The sequence below is a fragment of the Cryptosporangium phraense genome (assembly GCF_006912135.1).
Taxonomy (GTDB): domain Bacteria; phylum Actinomycetota; class Actinomycetes; order Mycobacteriales; family Cryptosporangiaceae; genus Cryptosporangium; species Cryptosporangium phraense.
Map to the genome: position 1 here is coordinate 1 of NZ_VIRS01000003.1, position 20,748 is coordinate 20,748.

The following is a 20,748-nucleotide window of genomic DNA, read 5'->3' on the forward strand; positions in this document are numbered from 1 at the left end:
GCGTGGCGCCGGCCACCCCGGCCGCCACACCGCAACCGGCACCTCCTCCGCACTCGTCAGATCCCGCGAGCCACCGCGGTCACGCGCCGGCGGCTGCCGAGTTCGCCGCGCGGCGAGAACCCCGGCCGTTGACGGCGGCGCCATACTGCATACAGAATGCAATGCATGACGGATCCCGTGCGGTACGACGTCAATCTCTCGATCCTGTTCACCGAGCTGCCGCTGCTCGAACGCCCCGACGCCGCCCGCCGGGCCGGGTTCGACGCGGTGGAGTTCTGGTGGCCGTTCGCCGAGGCCGTGCCGTCCGACGCGGACGTCGACCGGTTCGTGCGGGCGATCAGCGACGCCGGGGTCCGGCTCGTCGGGCTGAACTTCTTCGCCGGCGACATGCCCGCCGGCGACCGCGGGGTGATGTCCTGGCCCGGCCGCACCGGCGAGTTCCTCGACAGCGTCAACATCGCGGTCGGCATCGGGGCCCAGCTCGGCTGCCGGGCGTTCAACGCGCTCTACGGCAACCGCCTCGACGGCATCGACCCGGCCGAGCAGGACGACGTCGCGACCGAAGCCCTGGTGCTGGCCGCGCACGCGGCCTCACGCATCGACGCCGACGTGCTGATCGAGCCGCTGTCCGGCGCACCGCGGTACCCGCTGCGCACGGCGGTGGACGTCCTCGAGGTCATCGACCGGCTCCCCGGCCGGAGCAACATCCGGCTGCTCGCCGACCTCTACCACCTCGCGGTCAACGGCGACGACCTGGACGCGGTCATCGCCCGGCACACGTCCCGGATCGGGCACGTCCAGGTCGCCGACGCCCCGGGCCGGCACCAGCCCGGCACCGGCGCGCTCCGGATCCAGCATCACCTCGGCCGCCTGGCCGCGAACGGCTACCGCGGCTGGGTCGGCGTCGAGTACGTCCCGACCGGCGCCAGCGCCGACAGCTTCGGCTGGCTCTCCGGACTCGAGGAGGTCGCGTCATGAGCATCGCGTTCATCGGCTTAGGGGTGATGGGCGCCCCGATGTCCAGGCACCTCCTCGAGGCCGGCCACACCGTCACCGCTTACGACGTCCACACCCCGGCGGTGGAGGCGTTCGTCGCCGACGGCGGCGCCGGAGCGAGCACGGTGGCCGAGGCGGTGAAGGACGCCGACGTCGTGATCACGATGCTGCCGAACCACCCGCAGGTCGAAGAAGTGGTGCTGGGCGAGAACGGGGTCTTCGAGAGCGCCGCCACCGGAACCCTGCTCGTCGACATGAGCACGATCCGCCCCGAGACCTCGGTGGCGATCTCCGCGAAAGCCGCCGGCCAGGGCTTCGGCGCGCTCGACGCCCCGGTCTCCGGCGGTCAGACCGGCGCCCAGCAGGCCATGCTCTCGATCATGGCCGGCGGCGACGAGACCGACTACGCGGCCGCGCGGCCGGTGCTCGAGGTGCTGGGCACCCCGCGGCACGTCGGCGGCCCCGGCGCGGGCCAGGTCGTGAAGGCCGCCAACCAGCTCGTCGTGGCCGGCATCTACGCGCTGGTCAGCGAGGCGATCGTCTTGCTCGAGAACTCGAGCATCGACGCCGGGAAAGCTCTCGACGTGCTGGCCGGTGGCCTGGCCGCCAGCCGCATCCTCGACCTCAAGCGCGAGTCGATGATCGCCCGCGAGTTCACGCCCGGGTTCCGCATCGACCTGCACCACAAGGACCTGGCGATCGTCCTCGACGCGGCCCGGCGCGCGGACGTGGCCCTCCCGGTCACCGGGCTGGTCGCCCAGCTGGTCGCGGCCACCCGCGCGATGGGCTACGGCTCGCTCGACCACTCCGCGCTGCTCAAGGTCACCGAGACCCTCGCCGGGCAGGAGCGGTAAATGCCGAAGATCCCCGCGATGCAGGCGGTCGTCGAGGTGCTGAAGTCCGAGGGCGTCGGCACCGTCTTCGGCTGCCCCGGCGCCGCCATCCTGCCCCTCTACGCCGCCTTGCAGGCCGACGGCGGCATCGAGCACCTGATCGTCCGCCACGAGGAGGGCGCCACGCACATGGCCGACGGCTGGTCGCGCACGACCGGCAACGTCGGCGTCGCGATCGGCACCTCCGGGCCGGCCGGCACGAACATGATCACCGGCCTCTACACCGCCCAGGCCGACTCGATCCCGATCCTGTGCATCACCGGCCAGGCCGTCTCGTCCAAATTGCACCAGGAGGCCTTTCAGGCCGTCGACATCGTCGAGATCGCGAAACCGGTCACCAAGTGGGCGGTGCAGGTCAAAGAGGCGGCCCAGGCCCCGTGGATCTTCCGGCGCGCGTTCCAACTGGCGCGGGAGGGCCGTCCCGGCCCGGTGCTCGTCGACCTTCCTCTCGACGTCCAGAAAGAGCTCATCGAGTGGGACGCGACGATCGACGCGCCGCTGCCGGTGACGCCGGTCGCCCCGCACGGACCGCGCGTGGAGCGCGCGCTCGACCTGCTGCTGTCCGCGCAGCGGCCGCTGATCCTCGCCGGAGGCGGGGTCGTGCTGGCCGACGCGGCCGACGACCTGCGCGAGCTGGCCGAGTACCTGCAGGTGCCGGTGCAGGTGACGCTGATGGGCAAGGGCGCGCTGGACGACGACCACGACCTGCACGCCGGAATGACCGGGATCCAGACCTCGCAGCGGTACGGGAACGCGTCGTTCCTGGAGTCCGACCTGGTGCTGGCGGTTGGCGCGCGGTTCGGCGACCGGCACACCGGCACGCTGGACGTCTACCGCGGCGACCGGGTCTTCATCCACGTGGACGTGGACCCGACCCAGCTCGGCAAGGTGTTCGGCCCGGACCTGGGCGTCGTGTCGGACGCCAAGCTGTTCCTCCGGGCGCTGCTGGCCGCAGCGCACACCAGGAAAGCCAGAAGGCAACCCAACGGCTGGGTCACCCGCGTCCAGCACCTGCGCCGGACGCTCACCCGCCGGGAGGACTTCGACGACGTGCCGGTGAAGGCCCCACGGGTCTACCGGGAGATCAACGACGCGTTCGGGCCGGACACGTACTTCGTCACCGCGATCGGGCTGTACCAGATCTGGGGCGGCCAGCACCAGAAGGTGCACCGGCCCCGGCGCTACCAGGTGTGCGGGCAGGCCGGGCCGCTGGGCTGGGAGATCCCGGCCGCGATCGGCGTCAAGAAGGCCGCCCCGGACGCCGAGGTGGTCGGGGTCGTCGGGGACTACTCGTTCCAGTTCCTGGTCGAGGAGCTGGCCGTCGCGGCCCAGTACGACGTGCCTTTCGTGCTGATCATGCTCAACAACGAGTACCTCGGGCTGATCCGGCAGGCCGAGCTCCCGTACGGGATGAACTACGAGGTCGACATCCACTACGACGCGGTCGGCACCGACAACGTCAAGATCATGGAGGCCTACGGGTGCTCCGGCCGGCGGGTGAGCGCGCCCGGGGAGATCCGCGAGGCGATCGAGTGGGCCCGCAAGGAGGCCGCGCGCACCAGCCGGCCGGTGCTCGTCGAGGTGCTGATCGAGCGGGAGGCGAACACGCCGCACGGGGTCTCGATCGACGCGGTGACGGAGTTCGAGCCGCTGCCGTGACCAGCCGGTGTCCTCCGGATGTCCGATGGTTGTCGAACCGGGCCCGCCAACGCCTCCGACCTGCGACGCTGTCGCGGTGCGGAACACGTGGGAGCAGTTGGAGGTCGCCCGGCCCCGGGCGCCCCGGGGGTCGATCGCGAGCGGCCTGACCGCGCTCGTGATCGGGGTGTTCCTGCTGGTGGTGGCCGTCCTCGGGGTGACCGGCAACGAGTGCCACGGGCACGAGATGCGGGCCGACGAGGTGTGCGTGCTGGAGCAGGGCGGGGTGGTGACGCGGATCACCGCGGCGCAGAATGCGGCGTCGAATCATCGGGTGTTCGGGCCGGTCGTGGGGGTCGGTGCGGTTCTGACCCTGTACGGGGTGTATCTGCTGGGGCGCCGTCAGCGGGCCGCGGCGCAGGCGATGCAGGTGGACGTCGACGGGCGGGCGGCGAGGCGTTCGGGGGCGATCGGGCCGCCGCAGGACTCGCAGCGCCCGTAGTCGCCGGCCGCGTGCCGGGCCAGCGCCCGGTCGAGGTCGTCCAGCCGGCCCGCCGCGGCCGACAGCAGCGACGCGGTGTGCGCGCGCTCGTAGGCGATCGTCGTGCCCTCGGGGTCGTGCTCGTCGTCGGTCGCGACCATCGCCGCCGCCTCGATGATCCCGTCGAGATCCCGGGTCAGCGCGCTGATCTGGGCGACCGTGTCCGCGCGCTCCTCGGTGAGCGCGCGGAGCACGTCGTCGTCCATGGTGGCTACGGCAGCAGACCGCGGACGTACGCGGCCTGGCCCGCGTGCTGCGAGTCGTCGTCGGCGACCGACACCAGCCGCACCCCGAGCGTGACCGGCGGGTCCCACCGCTCGTCGACGACCGCGTCGAGGTCGGCCGCCGTCAGGCCCGACACGTACGAGCGCGTCCGGGCGTGCACCGCGTCGTAGTAGTCGAACAGGGCCTGGGCGCTCTCCGGCCGGACCGCGGCGATGTCGGCCGGGCCGTGGCCGTACCCGGTGTCCGACGGGTCGGCCTTGCGCCCGAAGCGCCCGGCGAAGTCGCCGGTCAGGTACACCTGGTCGGCGTCGAGCAACTCGGACACGTGGTGGTCCTGCACCCGGGTCAGGTGCCAGATCAGCCACCCGACCGAGTTCGCCCCCTCGGCCGGCGCCCAGCGCAACTGCTCGGGGGTCAGGCCCTCGGCGGCCACCCGCACCTCGTCGGGGATCCGGTCGAACAACTCGATGAGCAGGTCGTTGACGTCCATGCGACCCAGTGTTCCCCAATCCGCGTTGTCCTCACACGGTAGGCTGCCCGGCGCAGACGCCCCCGGACCTGGAGTGACCCGGTGCAGCCTCCGACCTCAGGAGCCGACCCGTACTACCCGTCCGGTACGGCGGCCTACCCGCCGCCTTTCCCCCAGTCCGGGGTTCCGGCCCCGCCGGTCTCCGGCTATCCGTCGAGCGCGCCGACCACGTCGGCGTACCCGCCGTCGGGCTTCCCTCCCTATCCGGACGCTTCCTATGGCGCGCCGTTACCGCCCCCACCCGGACGCCGCAGCTTGTTACCGCTGGTCATCGGCGGCATCGTGGCGCTGATCGTGGTGGCCGCGGTCGCGTTCACCGCGGGCTACTTCGTCGGCCAGGCCAGCGAATCCGACGCGGAGACCCCGCGGGCCGTGACGTCGAGCGCCCCGGCGGCCCCCTCGGCGTCGCCGTCCGCGGCCGCGCAGCAGGGGGTGGCCGGCGTGTGGAAGGGCACCTACACCTGCAACCAGGGCGAGACCGGCCTGACGCTGACGATCGAGGGCCAGGACAGCGCGCTCGAGGCCACGTTCGAGTTCTACGCGACGTCCACCAACACGGACGTCCCGTCGGGCTCGTACTCGATGGCCGGAAACGTCACCGGCGGCACCATGCGGCTGATCGGCACGGCCTGGATCAACCAGCCCGACGGCTACGGGATGGTCAACCTGACCTCGACCAGCATCTCCGCGACCACGATCACCGGCACCGTCGAGTTCTCCGGCTGCAGCACGTTCACGCTGACCCGGTCCTGATCCGCCCGGGGCACACTGGAAGGCATGGCGGAGCAGACCGGCCCGATCGAGTCCTGGGTCGAGCGGCAGATCAGTGCCGCGATCGAACGGGGCGAATTCGACAACCTGCCGGGCGAAGGCAAGCCGATCCCCGGCATCGACGACCCGCCCGACCCGCTCTGGTGGATCAAGCAGAAGATGAAGCGCGAGAACCTGAGCGTCGTGCCGCCGTCGCTGGCGCTGCGCAAGGAGGTCGAGGACGCGCTGGACGCGGCCTACGCGGCCCGCACCGAGCAGCAGATCTGGGACCTGCTCGAGCCGATCAACAAGAAGATCCGCGCGGCGATCCGGGTGGCTCCGGTCGGACCGCCGCTGAACCTCATGCCGATCGACATCGACCGGGTCGTCCGCCGCTGGTCAGAGCGTCTTCGCTAGCCGCTCGGCGAGCAACCGGGAGAAGCGGGCCGGGTCGGCCAGCTCGCCGCCCTCGGCCAGCAGCGCCATCCCGTAGAGGAGCTCGGCGGTCTCCGGCAGCGTCGGGTCGTCCGCGTCCTTCCCGTACGCGTCCCGAAGTCCGACGACGAGCGGGTGTTCCGGGTTGAGCTCCAGGATCCGCTTGATCGGCGGGAGCGGCTGGCCCATCGCCCGGTACATCTTCTCCAGCGTGGGCGTCAGGTCGTCGGCGTCCCCGACCACGCAGGCCGGCGAGGTGACCAGCCGCGACGACAGCCGGACCTCCTTGACCGACTCGGCCAGCGTCTCGGTCATCCACGACAGCAGCGTGCCGAACGCGCCCGGCTCCACCGGCTCCGAACCGAGGTCCACCGCGCCCTTGGCCACCGACTTGAGCGGGATCCCGTCGTACTCGGTGACCTGGTCGACCCAGACCTCGTCGATCGGGTCGGTGAGGATCAGCACCTCGTAGCCCTTGGCCCGGAACGCCTCCAGGTGCGGCGAGTTCTCGATCGTGGCCCGGGAGTCGCCGGTCAGGTAGTAGATCTCGGTCTGCCCCTCGGGCCGCCGGTCGGCGTACTCCCGGAGCGTCGTGAGCTTCTCCTCCTCGGCGGTCGAGGAGAACGACAGCAGGTCGAGGATCGCGTCCCGGTTCGCCGGGTCCTCGATCAGGCCCTCCTTGAACGCGCGCCCGAACTCGGCCCAGAACGTCTGGTACTTCTCCGGGGAGAGCTCGCGCAGCGTGCCCAGGACCTTCTTGACCAGGCGCCGGCGGACGGCCTGGATCTGCCGGTCCTGCTGCAGGATCTCCCGGGACACGTTCAGCGACAGGTCGGCCGCGTCGACGACGCCCTTGACGAACCGCAGGTACCGCGGGATCAGCGCCTCGGCGTCGGCCATGATGAACACGCGCTTGACGTAGAGCTGGACGCCCCGGGGCGCGTCCCGGGTGAACAGGTCGAACGGGGCCCGGGCCGGGACGAACAGCAGCGCCTCGTACTCGAACGAGCCCTCGGCCTTCATGTGCACGACCTCGAGCGGGTCGGTCCAGTCGTGCGCGACGTGCTTGTAGAACTCGTTGTACTCCTCGTCGGTGACCTCGCTCCGGGGCCGGGCCCAGAGCGCCTTCATCGAGTTCACCGGCTCCTCGGCGCCGGCCAGCCGGATGGGCCAGGCGATGAAGTCCGAGTACTTCTTGACGATGCTGCGCAGCACGGCCGGGTCGGAGTAGTCGTACAGCTGGTCGTCGTCGTCCGCCGGCTTCAGCTCCAGCGTCACGGTGGTGCCCTGCCCGGCGTCGTCCACCTCGTCGATCGTGTACGTGCCTTCGCCGGTGGACTCCCACCGGGTGCCGGTGGCCTCGCCGGCCTTGCGGGTCACCAGCGTGACCCGGTCGGCCACCATGAACGCGGAGTAGAACCCGACGCCGAACTGACCGATGAGCTCGGCGCTCTGCTCGGTCTCGCGGAGCCGGCGGAGCATCTCGGCCGTGCCCGACTTCGCGATCGTGCCGATCAGCGAGACGACCTCGTCGCGGGTCATCCCGATCCCGTTGTCGCGCACGGTGAGCGTGCGGGCGTCCCGGTCGGAGGCCAGCTCGACGTGCAGATCGGAGCGATCGACGTCGAGGTCGGAATCGACCAGGCTCTCGATCCGGAGCTTGTCCAGGGCGTCGGAGGCGTTCGAGATCAGCTCGCGCAGGAAGATGTCCTTGTTCGAATAGATCGAATGGATCATCAGCTGCATGAGCTGCCGGGTCTCGGCCTGGAACTCCAGCGTCTCGGTCACTGCACGTCCCTTTCTCGTCATCGTCCGCCGAAATCCTAGGACGCCCGCGTCGGCTCGTATGCTCGACCGCATGTCGAGCTCGCCCGAGGCCAATACCGCCGCGCGTCGGCCGCAGGCCGAGCGCAGCCAGGAGACCCGCCTGCGCATCCTCGACGCAGCGGTCGAGTTGCTGATCGAGGGCGGGTACGCCCGCGCCAACACGCTGGCGATCCAGGCCAAGGCCGGGGTGTCGAGGGGTCGGCTGCTGCACCAGTTCCCGTCCAAGGAGGAGCTGCTGGTGGCCGCGGCCCACCACGTGCTGTCGCTCCGGCGCGAACAGGGCGGCGAGCGTGCGCTGCCGGTCGACCCGGCCGAACGGATCGACGCGGTCGTCGAGGGGCTGTGGAGGTCGTTCAACGAGCCCCAGTTCTGGGCCGCGACCGAGCTCTGGGTCGCCTCCCGCACCGAGCCCGCGCTGGCCGACGTGATCCGGCCGGCCGAGCGTCGGCTGGGACGGGAGATCTGGGCCTCGCTCGACGGGATGTTCGGGCCCGAGCTGGCCGCGCACCCGCTCTACCCCGTCGTCCGGAACACGTTGTTCACCAGCATGCGAGGCGTCGCACTGGCCTACGCGTTCGACGAGCGGGACCCGACGACCGAGCCGAGCCTGCGCGGGTGGAAGCAGTTGGCCAAGGAGATCCTGCTCACGAAGTGAGCGCCAATTTCCGGTCGGCCTTGACTGTTTCTTCCGGAGCCGACGAGACTCGGAGATGCCCGACGACGGGATAGCCGAGGAGGCAGCTGTGCGTGACGCGGTCATCGTGGAAGCCATCCGTACTCCGGCCGGGAAGGGCAAGCCGGGCGGCGCGCTCTCCGGCATCCACCCGGTCGACCTGCTCGCCGGTGCGCTGTCCGCACTGGTCGAGCGCACCGGGATCGACCCGGCCCAGATCGACGACGTCATCGGCGGCTGCGTCGGCCAGGCCGGCGAGCAGGCCGTGAACATCACCCGCAACGCCGTGCTCGCGGCCGGTCTGCCGGAGTCGATTCCGGCCACCACCGTCGACCGGCAGTGCGGCTCCAGCCAGCAGGCCGCGCACTTCGCCGCGCAGGGCGTGATCGCCGGCGCGTACGACGTGGTGATCGCCTGCGGCGTCGAGTCGATGAGCCGGGTGCCGATGGGCACGTCGGCGATCGGCCAGAACCCGTTCGGGCCGAAATTCGCCGCGCGCTACCCGGAGGGCCTGGTGAACCAGGGCGTGTCGGCCGAGCTGATCGCGGCGAAGTGGAAGTTCAGCCGGGAGCAGCTGGACGAGTACGCGGCGACCTCGCACGCCCGCGCGGCCGAGGCGATCAAGACCGGGGCGTTCGACCGCGAGATCATCCCGGTCGGCGACGTGACGATCGACGAGACGGTCCGGGCCGGCACCACCGCGGAAAAGCTCGCCGGGCTCAAGCCGAGCTTCTACGCCGAGGCCTACGCGGAGCGATTCCCGCAGGTCACCTGGTCGATCACGCCCGGCAACTCGTCGCCGCTGACCGACGGCGCCTCGGCGGTGCTGATCGTCTCGGCCGAGAAGGCCGCCGCGCTCGGCCTGCGGCCGCGGGCCCGCTTCCACTCGTTCGCGGTCGTCGGCGACGACCCGCTGCTGATGCTGACCGGTCCGATCCCGGCGACGCGCAAGGTGCTGGCCAAGGCGTCCCTGAGCATCGACGACATCGACGCCTACGAGGTGAACGAGGCGTTCGCGCCGGTGCCGCTGGCCTGGGCCCACGAACTGGGCGCCGACCCGGCCAAGCTCAACCCGCGCGGTGGCGCGATCGCGCTCGGCCACGCGCTCGGCTCGTCCGGGACGCGGCTGCTCACGACGCTGGTGAACCACCTCGAGGACACCGGCGGCCGGTACGGGCTGCAGACGATGTGCGAGGGCGGCGGCATGGCCAACGCGACGATCGTCGAGCGGCTCTGAGCGTGCTGCGGACCCGATTCACCGAGACGTTCGGCGTCGAGCACCCGATCGTCCAAGGGGGCATGCAGTGGGTCGGCCGGGCCGAGCTGGCCGCGGCCGTCTCCGAGGCCGGCGGCCTCGGACTCATCACGGCGCTGACCCAGCCGACGCCGGCCGACCTCGTCCGCGAGATCGAGAAGGCCCGGACGCTGACCGACAAGCCGTTCGGCGTGAACCTCACGATCCTGCCGACGATCAACCCGCCGCCGTACGACGAGTACCGGCGGGCGATCGTGGACGCCGGCATCCGGATCGTGGAGACGGCCGGGTCGAATCCCGAGCCGCACATGGGGCTGTTCAAGGAACACGGCGTCAAGGTCATCCACAAGTGCACCAGCGTGCGGCACGCGCTGAAGGCGCAGCGGATCGGCGTGGACGCGGTCTCGATCGACGGGTTCGAGTGCGCCGGTCACCCCGGCGAGGACGACGTCCCGGGGCTGGTGCTGATTCCGGCGGCCGCCGATGCGCTGTCGATTCCGTTCATCGCGTCGGGCGGGTTCGGCGACGCCCGGGGGCTGGTCGCCGCGCTGGCCCTGGGCGCCGACGGCATCAACATGGGCAGCCGGTTCATGTGCACGGTCGAATCGCCGATCGCGCCGGCGGTCAAACAGGCGATCGTGGACGCCGACGAGCGCGACACCGAGCTGATCTTCCGTCCGCTCCGGAACACCGCCCGGGTGGCCAAGAACTCGGTGTCGACCGAGGTCGTGCGGATCCTCGCTGCTGGCGGTGAGTTCGCGGACGTCCGGGAATTGGTGGCCGGGGCCCGGGGCCGGCTGGTCTACGAGAACGGTGACGTCGAGGCCGGGATCTGGTCCGTCGGCCTGGTGCAGGGCATCATCCATGACATCCCGACGGCGGGGGACCTGGTGCGGCGGATCGTCGACGAGGCGGCCTCGATCATCCGCGGTCGGCTGACCGGCCTGCTCGCTCCAGTGGAGGTGTCATGACCGAGCGTCTGCGCGAGGTTCAGCTAGCAGAGCGGACCGTCGGTCATGGCGGCGCCGAGCGTAGCGAGGTGCTGTCATGACCGACATCGAGGTCGACCGCGACGGCGCGGTGCTGACGATCAGGCTCAACCGGCCGGAGCGGCTGAACTCGGTCACGACCGCGGTGCTCGACGACCTCGCCGACCTGCTCGAGGAGGCGGCCGCCGACGCGGACGTGCGGGTCATCGTGCTGGCCGGGAACGGCCGGGCGTTCAGCTCCGGCGCCGACCTCAAGGAAGGCGCGACGAACGGGCGGCCGGGTACCGACACGATCCTGGCCGCCAACCGGGTCGTCCGGGCCCTGCGTGACGCGCGCCAGCCGACGGTCGCGGCCGTGCACGGGCCGGCCGTGGGCGTCGGGTGTTCGCTGGCGCTGGCCTGCGATCTGGTGCTGGCCTCGTCGGACGCGTACTTCCTGCTGTCGTTCACCAGCATCGGCCTGATGCCCGACGGCGGGGCGACCGCGCTGGTGCCGACGTCGATCGGGCGGGCCAGGGCGATGGCGATGGCGCTGGTCCCGGAGCGGATCCGGGCCGCCGAGGCGCTGGCCTGGGGGCTGATCTATCGCGTGGTCGAGGCGGACGAGCTCGACTCGTCGCTCAAGGCGCTGACCGAGCGGCTCGCGACCGGCGCGCCGCTGGCGCTGGCCGCCACGAAGCGGGCGATCAACGAGTCGACGCTCGGCGCGCTCGAGCCGGCGCTGGGGCGCGAGCTCGAGAACCAGGGGCGGCTGCTGCAGACCGACGACCTGGCCGAGGCCGTGGTGGCCTTCGCGGAGAAGCGTCCGCCGAAGTTCACCGGAGCCTGAGGCAGGCTCCCGGCCGCGGGCCGGGCCGGGCCGCGGGAGGCGGCCCGGCCGGGTACGGGCTACGGGAGCGGGATGCTGACCGCGGTGTAGGGGGTGGCGGGCGTCGGCGTGGTCGTGAAGCGCGCGTTCGGCGTGTAGAGGCGGTCGCGGTAGACGGCGAGCGTCGTCGGGACGTCGAACCGGGGGTCGGTGATGAGCGCCGTCACGGTCGCGGAGTCCCGGTGCAGGTCGAGCGCCGCGATCAGGTTCATCCGGTTCTGGACGACGAACAGCGTCTGTCCGATCCGGAGCAGCCCGTCGCCGTTGGTGGCCAGGTAGGGCTGCCCGTCCTTGGTGACGCGGATTTCCTTGCTCACGCCGGAGGCCGGGTCGACGCGGAACAGCTTGCCGGTCGTCGACTGGACGATGATCAGACCGGTGCCGTCCGGCGTCCGGGCGATGCCGTTGGCGTTGTTGCCCTCCGCCGTGTAGACGATGTCGCCGGTCAGCGGGATCGTCGTGACGTCCTTCTGGCCGGGGTTCTTCGTCGACAGGTCCACCCGGTAGAGCTGCTGTTGCCGGGAGTCGGTGAAGTACGCGGCCGACCGGGTGAGCACGACGTCGTTGACGAACGTGTCGGTCTCCTTCGTGAACGTGAAGGCGGCCAGCGTCTTGCCGCTGTGCACGTCGACGATCCGGCCGTTGCCGGCCGCGCCGCCCGCGACGAACAGTCGCCCGCGGTCGTCGAGCTTCAGGCCGACCGACGGGGTGCCGGGACCCTGCGCGACGACCGTCGACTTCCCCGACTTCAGGTCGACCCGGAGGATGTCGCCGTCGGCGAGCGAGCCGAAGTAGGCGACCGGCTGACGGCCGATCGCGATGCCCTCGGGCCGGAAGCCGTCGGGCAGCGGGTACGTCGTCTGGGCGGCGCGGGTGGTCGGCGCGGCCGCGGCCGCGGGGCTGATGAACGTGGTGGCCGATACGCCGGTGAGTAGCGCGGCGGCGAGGGCGACGCGCGCGGTGGACTTCCTGACCGTGTGGGCATCCATGACGCGAAGCTACTACAGCATTGTGTAGTTCACAGCGTGAGAAGCACGCGTCCGTGCTGTGCCCGGGCGTCGAGGATCCGATGCGCCTCCACCGCTTCGGCCAGCGGGAGGCGGGCGTGGACGTGCGTCCGCAGGCGCCCGTCGGCGAGCATGCCGGCGAGTTCGGCCAGCTCGTCCCGGACGACGTCCGGAGCCGCGGCCCGGCGGCCCAGGATCGAGTAGGCGAGCACCGATCGGAGCGGGAACAGGCTGGTCACCGGAATCTCGACCAGCTCGCCGCCGGCCGCCCCGTACACGACGGCCCGGCCGGTCGGCGCGAGCAGCTCCAGGCTCCGCCGCAGGACGTCCCCGCCGTTGGCGTCGAGGACGAGGTCGACGCCGGGCGTGACCTTCTCGAACCAGGCCGGGTCGGTGTGGTCGATCGCCACGTCGGCGCCCCACTCGCGGGCGAAGTCGAGTTTGGCCGGTGAGCTCGCGGTGGCGATCACGGATCCGGCGCCCAGCAGCCGCGCCAGCTGCACGATCAGATGGCCGATGCCGCCGGCCGCCGCGTGCACGAGCACGGTCTCTCCGGGCGCCAGCCGGCCGGTCCGTAGCAGGCCCAGTGCCACCGGGGCCGACGTCGGCAGCATGCTCGCCGCCCCGTCGTCGAGCTCGTCGGGCACCGGGACGAGCCAGGCGGCGTCCGCGACGCTGTAGTCCGCGAACGCGCCCTCGGCCACCAGCGCCGCGACCCGGCGTCCGCGCAGCCCCTCGTCGACGTCCGGCCCGACCGCGTCGACGACGCCGACGACGTCGCCGCCGGGGGAGCCGGGCAGCGGCCGGGCGAACAGCGCGCCGCTGCTCGGTCCCCGCCGGAAGCGCGTGTCGACGAAGTTGGCGCCGATCGCCTCGGCCCGGATCCGGACCTGGCCCGCACCGGGCTCGGGGACCGGCGCGTCCTCGAGTGTCAGTACCTCGGGCCCGCCGTACTCGGTGTAGTGGACACGGCGCATCGGAGCCTCCCGTTAAAGTGGACCAGCGGTCAACCTCGACCGTAGTGGACCGGCGGTCCATTTAAAAGGGGAGTCGATGCCACCTCGTCGTGAACGGGCCGACGCGGCTCGGAACCGGGTCGCGATCCTGCGCGCGACCGAGTCGCTGCTCGCCCGTCAGCGGCCGGAGGCGATCTCGATGGAGCTCGTCGCGGCCGAGGCCGGGGTCGGGAAGGGCACGGTGTTCCACCGGTTCGGCAGCCGGATGGGGCTGATGGTCGCGCTCATGCAGGAGCGCGCGCTCGCGCTCCGGGAGGCCGTCGACGGCGGCCCGCCGCCGCTGGGCCCCGGCGCGCCGCCGGCCGACCGTCTCGAGGCCTTTCTGGACGCGGTGGTAGACGTGGTCGCGCGCAACAAGAACCTGCTGGCGGCGCTCGGTCACGCCGAGGCGGTGGCCCCGCACGACGAGGCGACGCTGGCCGAGCACCCCGTCTACGTGTTCTGGCACGGTCACGTGGCCGAGCTGCTGACCGCAGCCGGCCAGCCGACGGCGGGTGCCAATGCCGGGACGGTGGCGCACCTGCTGCTGGCCCCGTTGCGCAGCGGCGCGGTGCTCGACCTTCTCGAGGCCGACCGGGCCGGCGACGTCAAGGCCGGCCTGCGGGCGCTGGCCCGCGGTGCGCTCGCCGGCCACTGACCGGCCGGCCGGAGGCCGCGCGGAGGCGTCGGCCCGCGGTTGGCCGGCGCTGCTGGTGATATGACCGGGGGGTGACCTCGCCACTCGAAGATGACGTCGACCGCACGCTCGTCGCGCAGCTGGCCGCCGACGGCCGCGCCACGCTCTCGACGCTGGCCGCCGCGGCCGGACTGTCGGTCTCGGCCACTCAGGCCCGGGTCCGGCGCCTGGAGCAGCGCGGGGTCATCCGCGGCTACGCGGCCGACGTCGATCCAGAGGCGCTCGGCCTGCCGCTCGCCGCGTTCGTCGCGATCACTCCGCTCGACCCGGCGCAGCCCGACGACGCCCCGGCCCGGCTGGCCGAGCTCGACGCGGTCGAGGCCTGCTACTCGGTCGCCGGCGAGGAGAGCTACCTCCTGCTCGTCCGGGTCCCGTCCCCGCGCGCCCTCGACGACCTCCTCACCGAGATCCGCCAGGTCGCCAACGTCCGCACCCGCACCACCGTCGTCCTACAAACGTTCTTCGAGAGGGCGGCCCGCCCAGAACGACGCTGACAGCCGCGCCACCCTGGGCGGGCTCCAGGTCAGAACCCGGCGCGCTTCGCGCGCCGGAAAGTATGCGGCGAGCATGCGGACTACAGGAAATATTGCGGGAGAAACATTGTGAAACCGTAAAGATCGTCTTAGCGTTGTGTCATGACTCAGATCGTGGATTCCCCGCAGGCGGTCCGAGCAGGCTCCGTGCACGCCGTGATCGGCAAGCACCTCCTGGCCGACGGATTCGACCTCGTACTCGACCTCGACGCCTCGCACGGCTCGACGCTCGTCGATGCCCGCGACGGCCACGAGTACCTCGACCTCTTCACGTTCTTCGCGTCCTCCGCGCTGGGCATGAACCACCCGGCGCTCGCCGGCGACGAGACGTTCCGCGCCGACCTGCTGCGGGCCGCGCTGAACAAGCCCAGCAACTCCGACATCTACACCGTCGAGATGGCCCGGTTCGTCGAGACGTTCGCCGAGGTCCTCGGCGACGAGCGGCTCCCGCACCTGTTCTTCATCGAGGGCGGCGGCCTGGCCGTCGAGAACGCGCTCAAGGTCGCGTTCGACTGGAAGAGCCGCTGGAACGAGGCCCACGGCATCGACCCGGCGCTCGGCACCCGCATCCTCCACCTCGAGCACGCGTTCCACGGCCGCACCGGCTACACGATGTCGCTCACGAACACCGACCCGAACAAGGTCGCGCGCTTCCCGAAGTTCGACTGGCCCCGGATCCCGGCGCCGTACGTCCGGGACGGCGTGGACGTCGAGCAGGCCGAGAAGGAAGCCCTGGAGCTGGCCCGGGAAGCGTTCGAGGCCCACCCGCACGACATCGCGGCCGCGATCATGGAGCCGATCCAGGGCGAGGGCGGCGACCACCACTTCCGCCCGGAGTTCGTCCGGGCCCTCCGCGACCTGTGCCACGAGCACGACGCGCTGTTCATCCTCGACGAGGTCCAGAGCGGCGTCGGCCTGACCGGCACCAACTGGGCCTTCCAGCAGCTCGGCGTCGTCCCCGACGTCGTCGCGTTCGGCAAGAAGACGCAGGTCTGCGGCATCATGGCCGGCGGCCGCGTCGACGAGGTCGCCGACAACGTGTTCGCGGTCAGCTCCCGGCTCAACTCCACCTGGGGTGGCAACCTCACCGACATGGTGCGGGCCCGCCGGATCCTCGAGGTCGTCCGCGACGAGAAACTCGTCTCCCGGGCCGCCGTTCTCGGCGATCGGCTCCAAACCCTCTTGCGGACGCTCGGCGAGCGGCACGAAGCCGTGACCAACGTCCGCGGACGCGGGCTGATGTGTGCCTTCACGCTGCCCGACGCGGCGACGCGGGACGCGCTGATCGAGGGGCTGCGGCTCGACGAGAGCGTGCTCGCGCTGGGCTGTGGAAACCGGAGCGTCCGCTTCCGTCCGGCCCTGACGATCAGCGAGGCTGAACTGGACGCCGGAGTCGCGGCGATCGACCGGGTCCTGAGCCGTCTGGAGGCGTAGTGCAGCAGTGGGAGTTGCGGGCGGCGTTCGCCCGCTCCCTGTCGGAGATGTACGGGCGGGAGGTGCCCGCCTATACGACGCTGCTGCGGGTGTCGGCCGAGGTCAACGCCGACGTCCTGGCCGAGCGCGGTGCGGACGCCGAGCGGCTGGGCAGCATCGGCCGGGTCACCGCCGAGCGGCACGGCGCGATCCGGGTCGGGACGCCGGAGGAGTTGCGTCAGGTCGGCCGGATCTTCGCCGGGTTCGGCATGCACCCGGTGGGGTTCTACGACCTGCGTGACGCGTCGGCGTCCTCGGTGCCGGTGGTGTCGACGGCGTTCCGGCCGCTCGACGCGGGCGAGCTCGCCCGCAACCCGTTCCGGGTCTTCACGTCGGTGCTGGTCACCGACGACCGCCGGTTCTTCTCGGCGTCGCTGCAGGAGCGGCTGGAGACGTTTCTGGCCCGGCGTCAGCTGTTCCCGCCCCGGGTTCTCGAGCTGGCCGCGCGAGCCGAGAGTGACCACGGTCTCGGGGGGAGCGACGCGGCCGAGTTCGTCGAGGCGGCCACGGCCTGCTTCGCGCTGTCGCGGGAGCCGATCGACCGGGGCTGGTACGACGAGCTGGCCCGGATCTCGGCGGTGGCCGCCGACATCGGCGGGGTGTCGTCCACGCACATCAACCACCTCACGCCCCGGGTGCTCGACATCGACGAGCTCTACCGGCGGATGACCGATCTCGGCGTCACGATGATCGACGAGATCCAGGGGCCACCGGCCTGGGAGGGCCCGGACGTCCTGCTCCGGCAGACGTCGTTCCGGGCCCTGGCCGAGCCGCGCGGGTTCACCGACGGGCCGGGCGAGCTGCGGGTCCGGTTCGGCGAGGTCGAGGCCCGCGGTATCGCGCTGACCGCGGCCGGGCGGTCCCTGTACGACGAGTTGCTGGCCGAGGTCGACGCCCGCCGCGCCGCCTCGGGCCGCCCACGCACGGAGGTGGCGGCCGAGGTCTGGCGCGAGCGCCTCCCGGCCACCGAGGAGGACCTCGACCGCCGAGGCCTCGGCGCGTTCACCTACCGCGCGGCCGCGGACGCCCCGGACCGGCTGCGCGCGCTCCGCGCGGCCGACCGGGAGGTGCTCGCGCGAGGCGCGGTTCGCGCCGAGGAGGCCGCGCGCGTCGGCGCGACGCCCAGCGCTCCCGCGCCCGCCGCCGCTGCCCCGGGCGCCCTTGAAGCCGCCGGGGCCGGGCCCGACGTGCACGCGCTCGTCGCGGCCGGGATCGCGGTGCGCGAACCCATCGTCTACGAGGACTTCCTGCCCCGGTCGGCGGCGGGCATCTTCCAGTCCAATCTCACCGACGCCGGGCAGCGCGACGACGCGCTCACCGGCACCGCCCGGGACGTCGGGTGGATGAGCGACGCGCTCGGCCGAGACGTCGCTGACCCCATCGTCCGCAATGAAGAACTGACGCGCGCCTCGCTGCAGGCGCTCACCCTGGAGATCTCATGATCGACCTGCACGAGAGCGCGCGGAACGCGCTCAAGGCCTGTGGCGTCGCGGACGCCGCGCTGACCGGACCGCTGCCGGTCCGGACGCCGCTGACCGGCGAGGAGCTGCTGTCCGTGCACGAGGCCGACGCGGCCGAGACGGCCGCCGCGATCGCCGCCGCGCACGCCGCGTACCTGGAGTGGCGGGTCGTGCCCGCCCCGGTCCGCGGCGCGCTGGTGAAGACGCTCGGACGCCTGATCGGCGAGCACAAGGACGAACTGGCCACGCTGGTGACGCTGGAAGCGGGCAAGATCCGCTCCGAGGCGCTCGGTGAGGTCCAGGAGATGATCGACGTCTGCGACTTCGCGGTCGGGCTGTCCCGGCAGCTGTACGGGCGGACGATGCCGTCCGAGCGCCCCGGGCACCGGCTCATGGAGACCTGGCACCCGCTCGGCGTCGTCGGCGTGATCTCGGCGTTCAACTTCCCGGTCGCGGTCTGGTCGTGGAACACCGCGGTTGCGCTGGTCTGCGGCGACGCCGTGGTCTGGAAGCCGTCGGAGAAGACGCCGCTGACCGCGCTGGCCTGCTCCGCGCTGCTCGACCGGGCGATCGCCGAGCACTCCGCGCCCGCGGATCTCCATCGCGTGGTGATCGGTGCGCGGGAGGTCGGCGAGGCGCTCGTCGACTCGCCGCTGGTGCCGTTGGTCTCCGCTACCGGCTCGACCCGGATGGGGCGCGAGGTCGGTCCGCGGGTCGCGGCGAGGTTCGGCCGCAGCCTGCTGGAGCTGGGCGGCAACAACGCCGCGGTCGTCACGCCGTCGGCCGATCTGGACCTCACGACGCGGGCCGTGGTGTTCGCGGCGGCCGGTACCGCGGGCCAGCGGTGCACGACGCTGCGCCGGCTGATCGTCCACTCGTCGGTGGTCGACGAGCTGCTCGGAAAGCTGACGAGCGCCTACGGAAAGCTGCCGATCGGGTCCCCGCTGGACGGCGACACGCTGGTGGGCCCGCTGGTGGACGCGGCGGCGTATTCAGCGATGAACTCCGCGCTCGACGCGGCCCGGGCCGACGGGGGAGAGGTGCTCGTCGGCGGAGGGCGTCGTCAGGTCGCCGGTGCCGAAGGGGGCTACTACGCCGAGCCGGCGATCGTCCGCATGCCCGCGCAGACGGACGTCGTACGGACCGAGACGTTCGCGCCGATCCTGTACGTCCTGACCTACGAGACGTTCGACGAGGCGATCGCGCTGCACAACGACGTGCCGCAGGGCCTGTCGTCCGGAGTCTTCACGCGGGACCAGCAGGAAGCGGAGCGGTTCCTGGCCGCCGACGGAGCCGACTGCGGGATCGTGAACGTCAACATCGGCACGTCCGGCGCGGAGATCGGCGGAGCGTTCGGCGGCGAGAAGGAGACCGGAGGCGGCCGCGAGTCCGGGTCGGACGCCTGGAAGGCGTACATGCGCCGGGCGACGAACACCGTGAACGCCTCGGGCCAATTGCTGCTCGCCCAGGACGTGTCGTTCGTGTAATCCTGCTCGGCGTGGACGGTTCGCTGGAAGTCGTCATCCTCCCGGTCCGGGACGTGGACGCGTCGAAGCGGTTCTACGCCTCGCAGCTGGGGTTCGCGGTCGACCTCGACATGGGTGAGGGCGAGAACCGGTTCGTGCAGCTCACCGCGGCCGGCTCGGGGTGCTCGGTGCAGCTGAAGCCGGGCGATGACACCGGCGGCCGGCCCGCGCTCGTGTTCGTCGTCGCCGACGTGGACGTGGCCCGGGCCGAGCTGGCCGGTGCCGGTGTGGCGGTCAGCCCGGTGCAGCACTTCGAGGGCGCGGACCGCGTCGACGGGCGCGGCGGACCGTGGAACTCGTTCGTGTTCTTCGACGACCCCGACGGTTACTCCTGGACGATCCAGGAGCGCCCGGCCGACTGAGCCGCCTCGGCGATCGCCTCGGCCTGGTGCGGCCGTAGTCGGCCGTCGTAGTTCTCGACGATCGGCAGGTACGGGTCCTCCACCTCGGTCCGGACGCCGCTGAGCTGCTCGAGTACCGCCAGCCCGCAGAACGGCACCGCGAACGGCGAGTAGCCGCCCTCGTGCGCGAGCACGAGCCGCCCGTCGCAGTGCCGCTCGGCGGCGTCCATCACCCGGCGGGTCATCTCGCGGTAGGACTCCGAGTGCAGCATCTGACGGGCCAGCGGGTCGAAGCCGTTCGCGTCGAACCCCGACGCGACGAGGATCAGGCCGGGCCCGAACCGATCGAGCGCCGGGACGACGACCTGGTCGAACGCGGCCCGGTAGGCGCCGTCGCCGGAGCCCGGGGGCAGCGGCACGTTGATCGTCGCGCCCTCGGCGCCGGGCCCGCCGACGTCGGTGACCGGCCCCGACCCGGGCGGATAGACGCCGTCCTGGTGGATCGAGATCGCGAGGACGTCCGGGTCGTCCCAGAACGTGTCCTGGGTGCCGTTGCCGTGGTGGACGTCCCAGTCGACGATCGCGATCCGCTCGATGCCCAGCACCTCCTGGGCGTGGCGGGCCGCGATCGCGACGTTGTTGAACAGGCAGAAGCCCCGGCCGTGGGCGGGGGTGGCGTGGTGGCCGGGCGGCCGGACCAGCGCGTAGGCGTTGGCGGTCGCCCCGGAGACGACGGATTCGACCGCGGCCAGCACGCCACCGGCCGACAGCCGGGCGATCTCGTACGAGAACTCGCCGAACGGGGTGCCGCCGCCGAGGTTCCCGCCGCCGTTGTTCGCGGCGGCCTCGATCTCGGCGACGTAGGCCGGGGTGTGGACACGGGTGAGCTCGGCCGGTTCCGCGTAGCGGGGCTCGATCGGGGTGAGGTGGGGGAGCAGCCCGGAGGCGGCGACCAGGTTGGCGAACCGGCGCTTGGCGGTCGGGTTCTCGATGTGCTCCATCGGCTCGACCCACCGGCTCACCGGCAGCGGCCCGCCCGCCGTGCCGGTGTCGTGCCAGTAGTACCGCTCGTGCGTCACCCACCCGGTCGTCATGGG

General features: G+C 72.0%; 22 protein-coding genes. 16 read left to right on the forward strand and 6 right to left on the reverse strand.

The window, feature by feature from the left end:
• Window positions 1-165 precede the first annotated feature (165 nt).
• The 4 genes from FL583_RS04645 (at window position 166) to FL583_RS04660 (ending at window position 4,029) form a co-directional block, all read left to right on the forward strand.
• Window positions 166-978, forward strand: coding sequence for a hydroxypyruvate isomerase family protein (locus tag FL583_RS04645; RefSeq protein ID WP_142703220.1), 813 nt, complete (start codon window positions 166-168; stop codon window positions 976-978).
• On the forward strand, window positions 975-1,850 hold the full coding sequence (locus FL583_RS04650) for a 2-hydroxy-3-oxopropionate reductase (RefSeq protein ID WP_142703221.1): 876 nt from the start codon (window positions 975-977) through the stop codon (window positions 1,848-1,850). The genes FL583_RS04645 and FL583_RS04650 overlap by 4 nt, the downstream gene beginning before the upstream one ends.
• Entirely contained in the window at window positions 1,851-3,548 is a 1,698-nt protein-coding gene (gcl, locus tag FL583_RS04655) for a glyoxylate carboligase (RefSeq protein WP_142703222.1), read from the forward strand. It abuts the gene before it with no gap.
• 76 nt (window positions 3,549-3,624) lie between these two features.
• The gene (locus tag FL583_RS04660; protein ID WP_142703223.1) at window positions 3,625-4,029 is read left to right on the forward strand and encodes a hypothetical protein; all 405 of its coding nucleotides are present in this window, start codon (window positions 3,625-3,627) and stop codon (window positions 4,027-4,029) included.
• On the opposite strand, the gene FL583_RS04665 is transcribed toward FL583_RS04660, so the two are convergent.
• Together FL583_RS04665 and FL583_RS04670 are read right to left on the reverse strand one after the other, a co-directional pair.
• Window positions 3,930-4,274 (reverse strand): TraR/DksA family transcriptional regulator, encoded by a 345-nt coding sequence (locus FL583_RS04665; RefSeq protein ID WP_142703224.1) that lies wholly within the window; start codon window positions 4,272-4,274, stop codon window positions 3,930-3,932. The two genes, FL583_RS04660 and FL583_RS04665, sit on opposite strands and share 100 nt — an antisense overlap.
• Window positions 4,275-4,279: 5 nt before the next feature.
• Window positions 4,280-4,783 (reverse strand): mycothiol transferase, encoded by a 504-nt coding sequence (locus FL583_RS04670; RefSeq protein ID WP_142703225.1) that lies wholly within the window; start codon window positions 4,781-4,783, stop codon window positions 4,280-4,282.
• Between the two features lie 81 nt (window positions 4,784-4,864).
• Here FL583_RS04670 and FL583_RS04675 point away from each other — a divergent pair, with 81 nt between their 5' ends.
• Complete coding sequence (locus tag FL583_RS04675) at window positions 4,865-5,575, forward strand: hypothetical protein (protein ID WP_142703226.1); 711 nt, start codon at window positions 4,865-4,867, stop codon at window positions 5,573-5,575.
• A 24-nt stretch (window positions 5,576-5,599) separates the two neighbouring features.
• On the forward strand, window positions 5,600-5,989 hold the full coding sequence (locus FL583_RS04680) for a DnaJ family domain-containing protein (RefSeq protein WP_142703227.1): 390 nt from the start codon (window positions 5,600-5,602) through the stop codon (window positions 5,987-5,989).
• Here the strand turns inward: FL583_RS04680 and htpG are convergent.
• The gene (htpG, locus tag FL583_RS04685) at window positions 5,972-7,816 is read right to left on the reverse strand and encodes a molecular chaperone HtpG (protein WP_142703228.1); all 1,845 of its coding nucleotides are present in this window, start codon (window positions 7,814-7,816) and stop codon (window positions 5,972-5,974) included. The genes FL583_RS04680 and htpG overlap by 18 nt on opposite strands.
• A gap of 49 nt (window positions 7,817-7,865) precedes the next feature.
• On the opposite strand from htpG, the gene FL583_RS04690 reads away from it, so the two are divergent.
• The 4 genes from FL583_RS04690 (at window position 7,866) to FL583_RS04705 (ending at window position 11,580) form a co-directional block, all read left to right on the forward strand.
• Window positions 7,866-8,489 carry a TetR/AcrR family transcriptional regulator gene (locus FL583_RS04690; RefSeq protein WP_205751850.1) on the forward strand — a complete coding sequence of 208 codons (624 nt, stop codon included), beginning with the start codon at window positions 7,866-7,868 and terminating at the stop codon, window positions 8,487-8,489.
• An 88-nt stretch (window positions 8,490-8,577) separates the two neighbouring features.
• Window positions 8,578-9,744, forward strand: a complete 1,167-nt coding sequence (locus FL583_RS04695) for a thiolase family protein (protein WP_142703230.1) — start codon at window positions 8,578-8,580, stop codon at window positions 9,742-9,744.
• Window positions 9,745-9,746: 2 nt separating this feature from the next.
• Window positions 9,747-10,733, forward strand: a complete 987-nt coding sequence (locus FL583_RS04700; protein ID WP_142703231.1) for an NAD(P)H-dependent flavin oxidoreductase — start codon at window positions 9,747-9,749, stop codon at window positions 10,731-10,733.
• 76 nt (window positions 10,734-10,809) lie between these two features.
• Entirely contained in the window at window positions 10,810-11,580 is a 771-nt protein-coding gene (locus FL583_RS04705) for an enoyl-CoA hydratase (protein WP_142703232.1), read from the forward strand.
• Window positions 11,581-11,639: 59 nt separating this feature from the next.
• Here FL583_RS04705 and FL583_RS04710 read toward each other — a convergent pair whose 3' ends face one another.
• Together FL583_RS04710 and FL583_RS04715 are read right to left on the reverse strand one after the other, a co-directional pair.
• A complete protein-coding gene (locus FL583_RS04710) occupies window positions 11,640-12,608 on the reverse strand; it encodes an SMP-30/gluconolactonase/LRE family protein (protein WP_142703233.1) in 969 nt (322 codons plus the stop codon).
• A gap of 29 nt (window positions 12,609-12,637) precedes the next feature.
• A complete protein-coding gene (locus FL583_RS04715; RefSeq protein ID WP_142703234.1) occupies window positions 12,638-13,603 on the reverse strand; it encodes a quinone oxidoreductase family protein in 966 nt (321 codons plus the stop codon).
• A gap of 76 nt (window positions 13,604-13,679) precedes the next feature.
• Here FL583_RS04715 and FL583_RS04720 point away from each other — a divergent pair, with 76 nt between their 5' ends.
• From FL583_RS04720 to FL583_RS04745, 6 genes are all read left to right on the forward strand, one after another.
• A complete protein-coding gene (locus FL583_RS04720) occupies window positions 13,680-14,279 on the forward strand; it encodes a TetR/AcrR family transcriptional regulator (protein WP_142703235.1) in 600 nt (199 codons plus the stop codon).
• A 71-nt stretch (window positions 14,280-14,350) separates the two neighbouring features.
• Window positions 14,351-14,812 (forward strand): Lrp/AsnC family transcriptional regulator, encoded by a 462-nt coding sequence (locus tag FL583_RS04725; RefSeq protein ID WP_142703236.1) that lies wholly within the window; start codon window positions 14,351-14,353, stop codon window positions 14,810-14,812.
• Window positions 14,813-14,953: 141 nt separating this feature from the next.
• Complete coding sequence (gene lat / locus FL583_RS04730; protein ID WP_142703237.1) at window positions 14,954-16,285, forward strand: L-lysine 6-transaminase; 1,332 nt, start codon at window positions 14,954-14,956, stop codon at window positions 16,283-16,285.
• Complete coding sequence (locus FL583_RS04735) at window positions 16,285-17,766, forward strand: VOC family protein (protein WP_205751851.1); 1,482 nt, start codon at window positions 16,285-16,287, stop codon at window positions 17,764-17,766. Before lat ends, FL583_RS04735 begins: the two co-directional genes overlap by 1 nt.
• Entirely contained in the window at window positions 17,763-19,271 is a 1,509-nt protein-coding gene (amaB, locus tag FL583_RS04740) for an L-piperidine-6-carboxylate dehydrogenase (protein WP_142703238.1), read from the forward strand. The genes FL583_RS04735 and amaB overlap by 4 nt, the downstream gene beginning before the upstream one ends.
• 11 nt (window positions 19,272-19,282) lie before the next feature.
• A complete protein-coding gene (locus FL583_RS04745; protein WP_142703239.1) occupies window positions 19,283-19,672 on the forward strand; it encodes a VOC family protein in 390 nt (129 codons plus the stop codon).
• On the opposite strand, the gene FL583_RS04750 is transcribed toward FL583_RS04745, so the two are convergent.
• On the reverse strand, window positions 19,636-20,745 hold the full coding sequence (locus tag FL583_RS04750) for a class II histone deacetylase (RefSeq protein ID WP_142703240.1): 1,110 nt from the start codon (window positions 20,743-20,745) through the stop codon (window positions 19,636-19,638). The two genes, FL583_RS04745 and FL583_RS04750, sit on opposite strands and share 37 nt — an antisense overlap.
• Between the last annotated feature and the right edge of the window lie 3 nt (window positions 20,746-20,748).

What these genes read in the sequence shown, in the direction of transcription:
- FL583_RS04670 (WP_142703225.1), bottom strand. Translation starts at nt 4,783, where the DNA reads ATGGACGTCAACGACCTGCTCATCGAGTTGTTCGACCGGATCCCCGAC.
- FL583_RS04750 (WP_142703240.1), bottom strand. Translation starts at nt 20,745, where the DNA reads ATGACGACCGGGTGGGTGACGCACGAGCGGTACTACTGGCACGACACC.
- amaB (WP_142703238.1), top strand. Translation starts at nt 17,763, where the DNA reads ATGATCGACCTGCACGAGAGCGCGCGGAACGCGCTCAAGGCCTGTGGC.
- FL583_RS04705 (WP_142703232.1), top strand. Translation starts at nt 10,810, where the DNA reads ATGACCGACATCGAGGTCGACCGCGACGGCGCGGTGCTGACGATCAGG.
- FL583_RS04720 (WP_142703235.1), top strand. Translation starts at nt 13,680, where the DNA reads ATGCCACCTCGTCGTGAACGGGCCGACGCGGCTCGGAACCGGGTCGCG.
- FL583_RS04650 (WP_142703221.1), top strand. Translation starts at nt 975, where the DNA reads ATGAGCATCGCGTTCATCGGCTTAGGGGTGATGGGCGCCCCGATGTCC.
- gcl (WP_142703222.1), top strand. Translation starts at nt 1,851, where the DNA reads ATGCCGAAGATCCCCGCGATGCAGGCGGTCGTCGAGGTGCTGAAGTCC.
- FL583_RS04690 (WP_205751850.1), top strand. Translation starts at nt 7,866, where the DNA reads ATGTCGAGCTCGCCCGAGGCCAATACCGCCGCGCGTCGGCCGCAGGCC.
- FL583_RS04715 (WP_142703234.1), bottom strand. Translation starts at nt 13,603, where the DNA reads ATGCGCCGTGTCCACTACACCGAGTACGGCGGGCCCGAGGTACTGACA.
- FL583_RS04680 (WP_142703227.1), top strand. Translation starts at nt 5,600, where the DNA reads ATGGCGGAGCAGACCGGCCCGATCGAGTCCTGGGTCGAGCGGCAGATC.
- lat (WP_142703237.1), top strand. Translation starts at nt 14,954, where the DNA reads ATGACTCAGATCGTGGATTCCCCGCAGGCGGTCCGAGCAGGCTCCGTG.
- FL583_RS04665 (WP_142703224.1), bottom strand. Translation starts at nt 4,274, where the DNA reads ATGGACGACGACGTGCTCCGCGCGCTCACCGAGGAGCGCGCGGACACG.
- FL583_RS04645 (WP_142703220.1), top strand. Translation starts at nt 166, where the DNA reads ATGACGGATCCCGTGCGGTACGACGTCAATCTCTCGATCCTGTTCACC.
- htpG (WP_142703228.1), bottom strand. Translation starts at nt 7,816, where the DNA reads ATGACGAGAAAGGGACGTGCAGTGACCGAGACGCTGGAGTTCCAGGCC.
- FL583_RS04710 (WP_142703233.1), bottom strand. Translation starts at nt 12,608, where the DNA reads ATGGATGCCCACACGGTCAGGAAGTCCACCGCGCGCGTCGCCCTCGCC.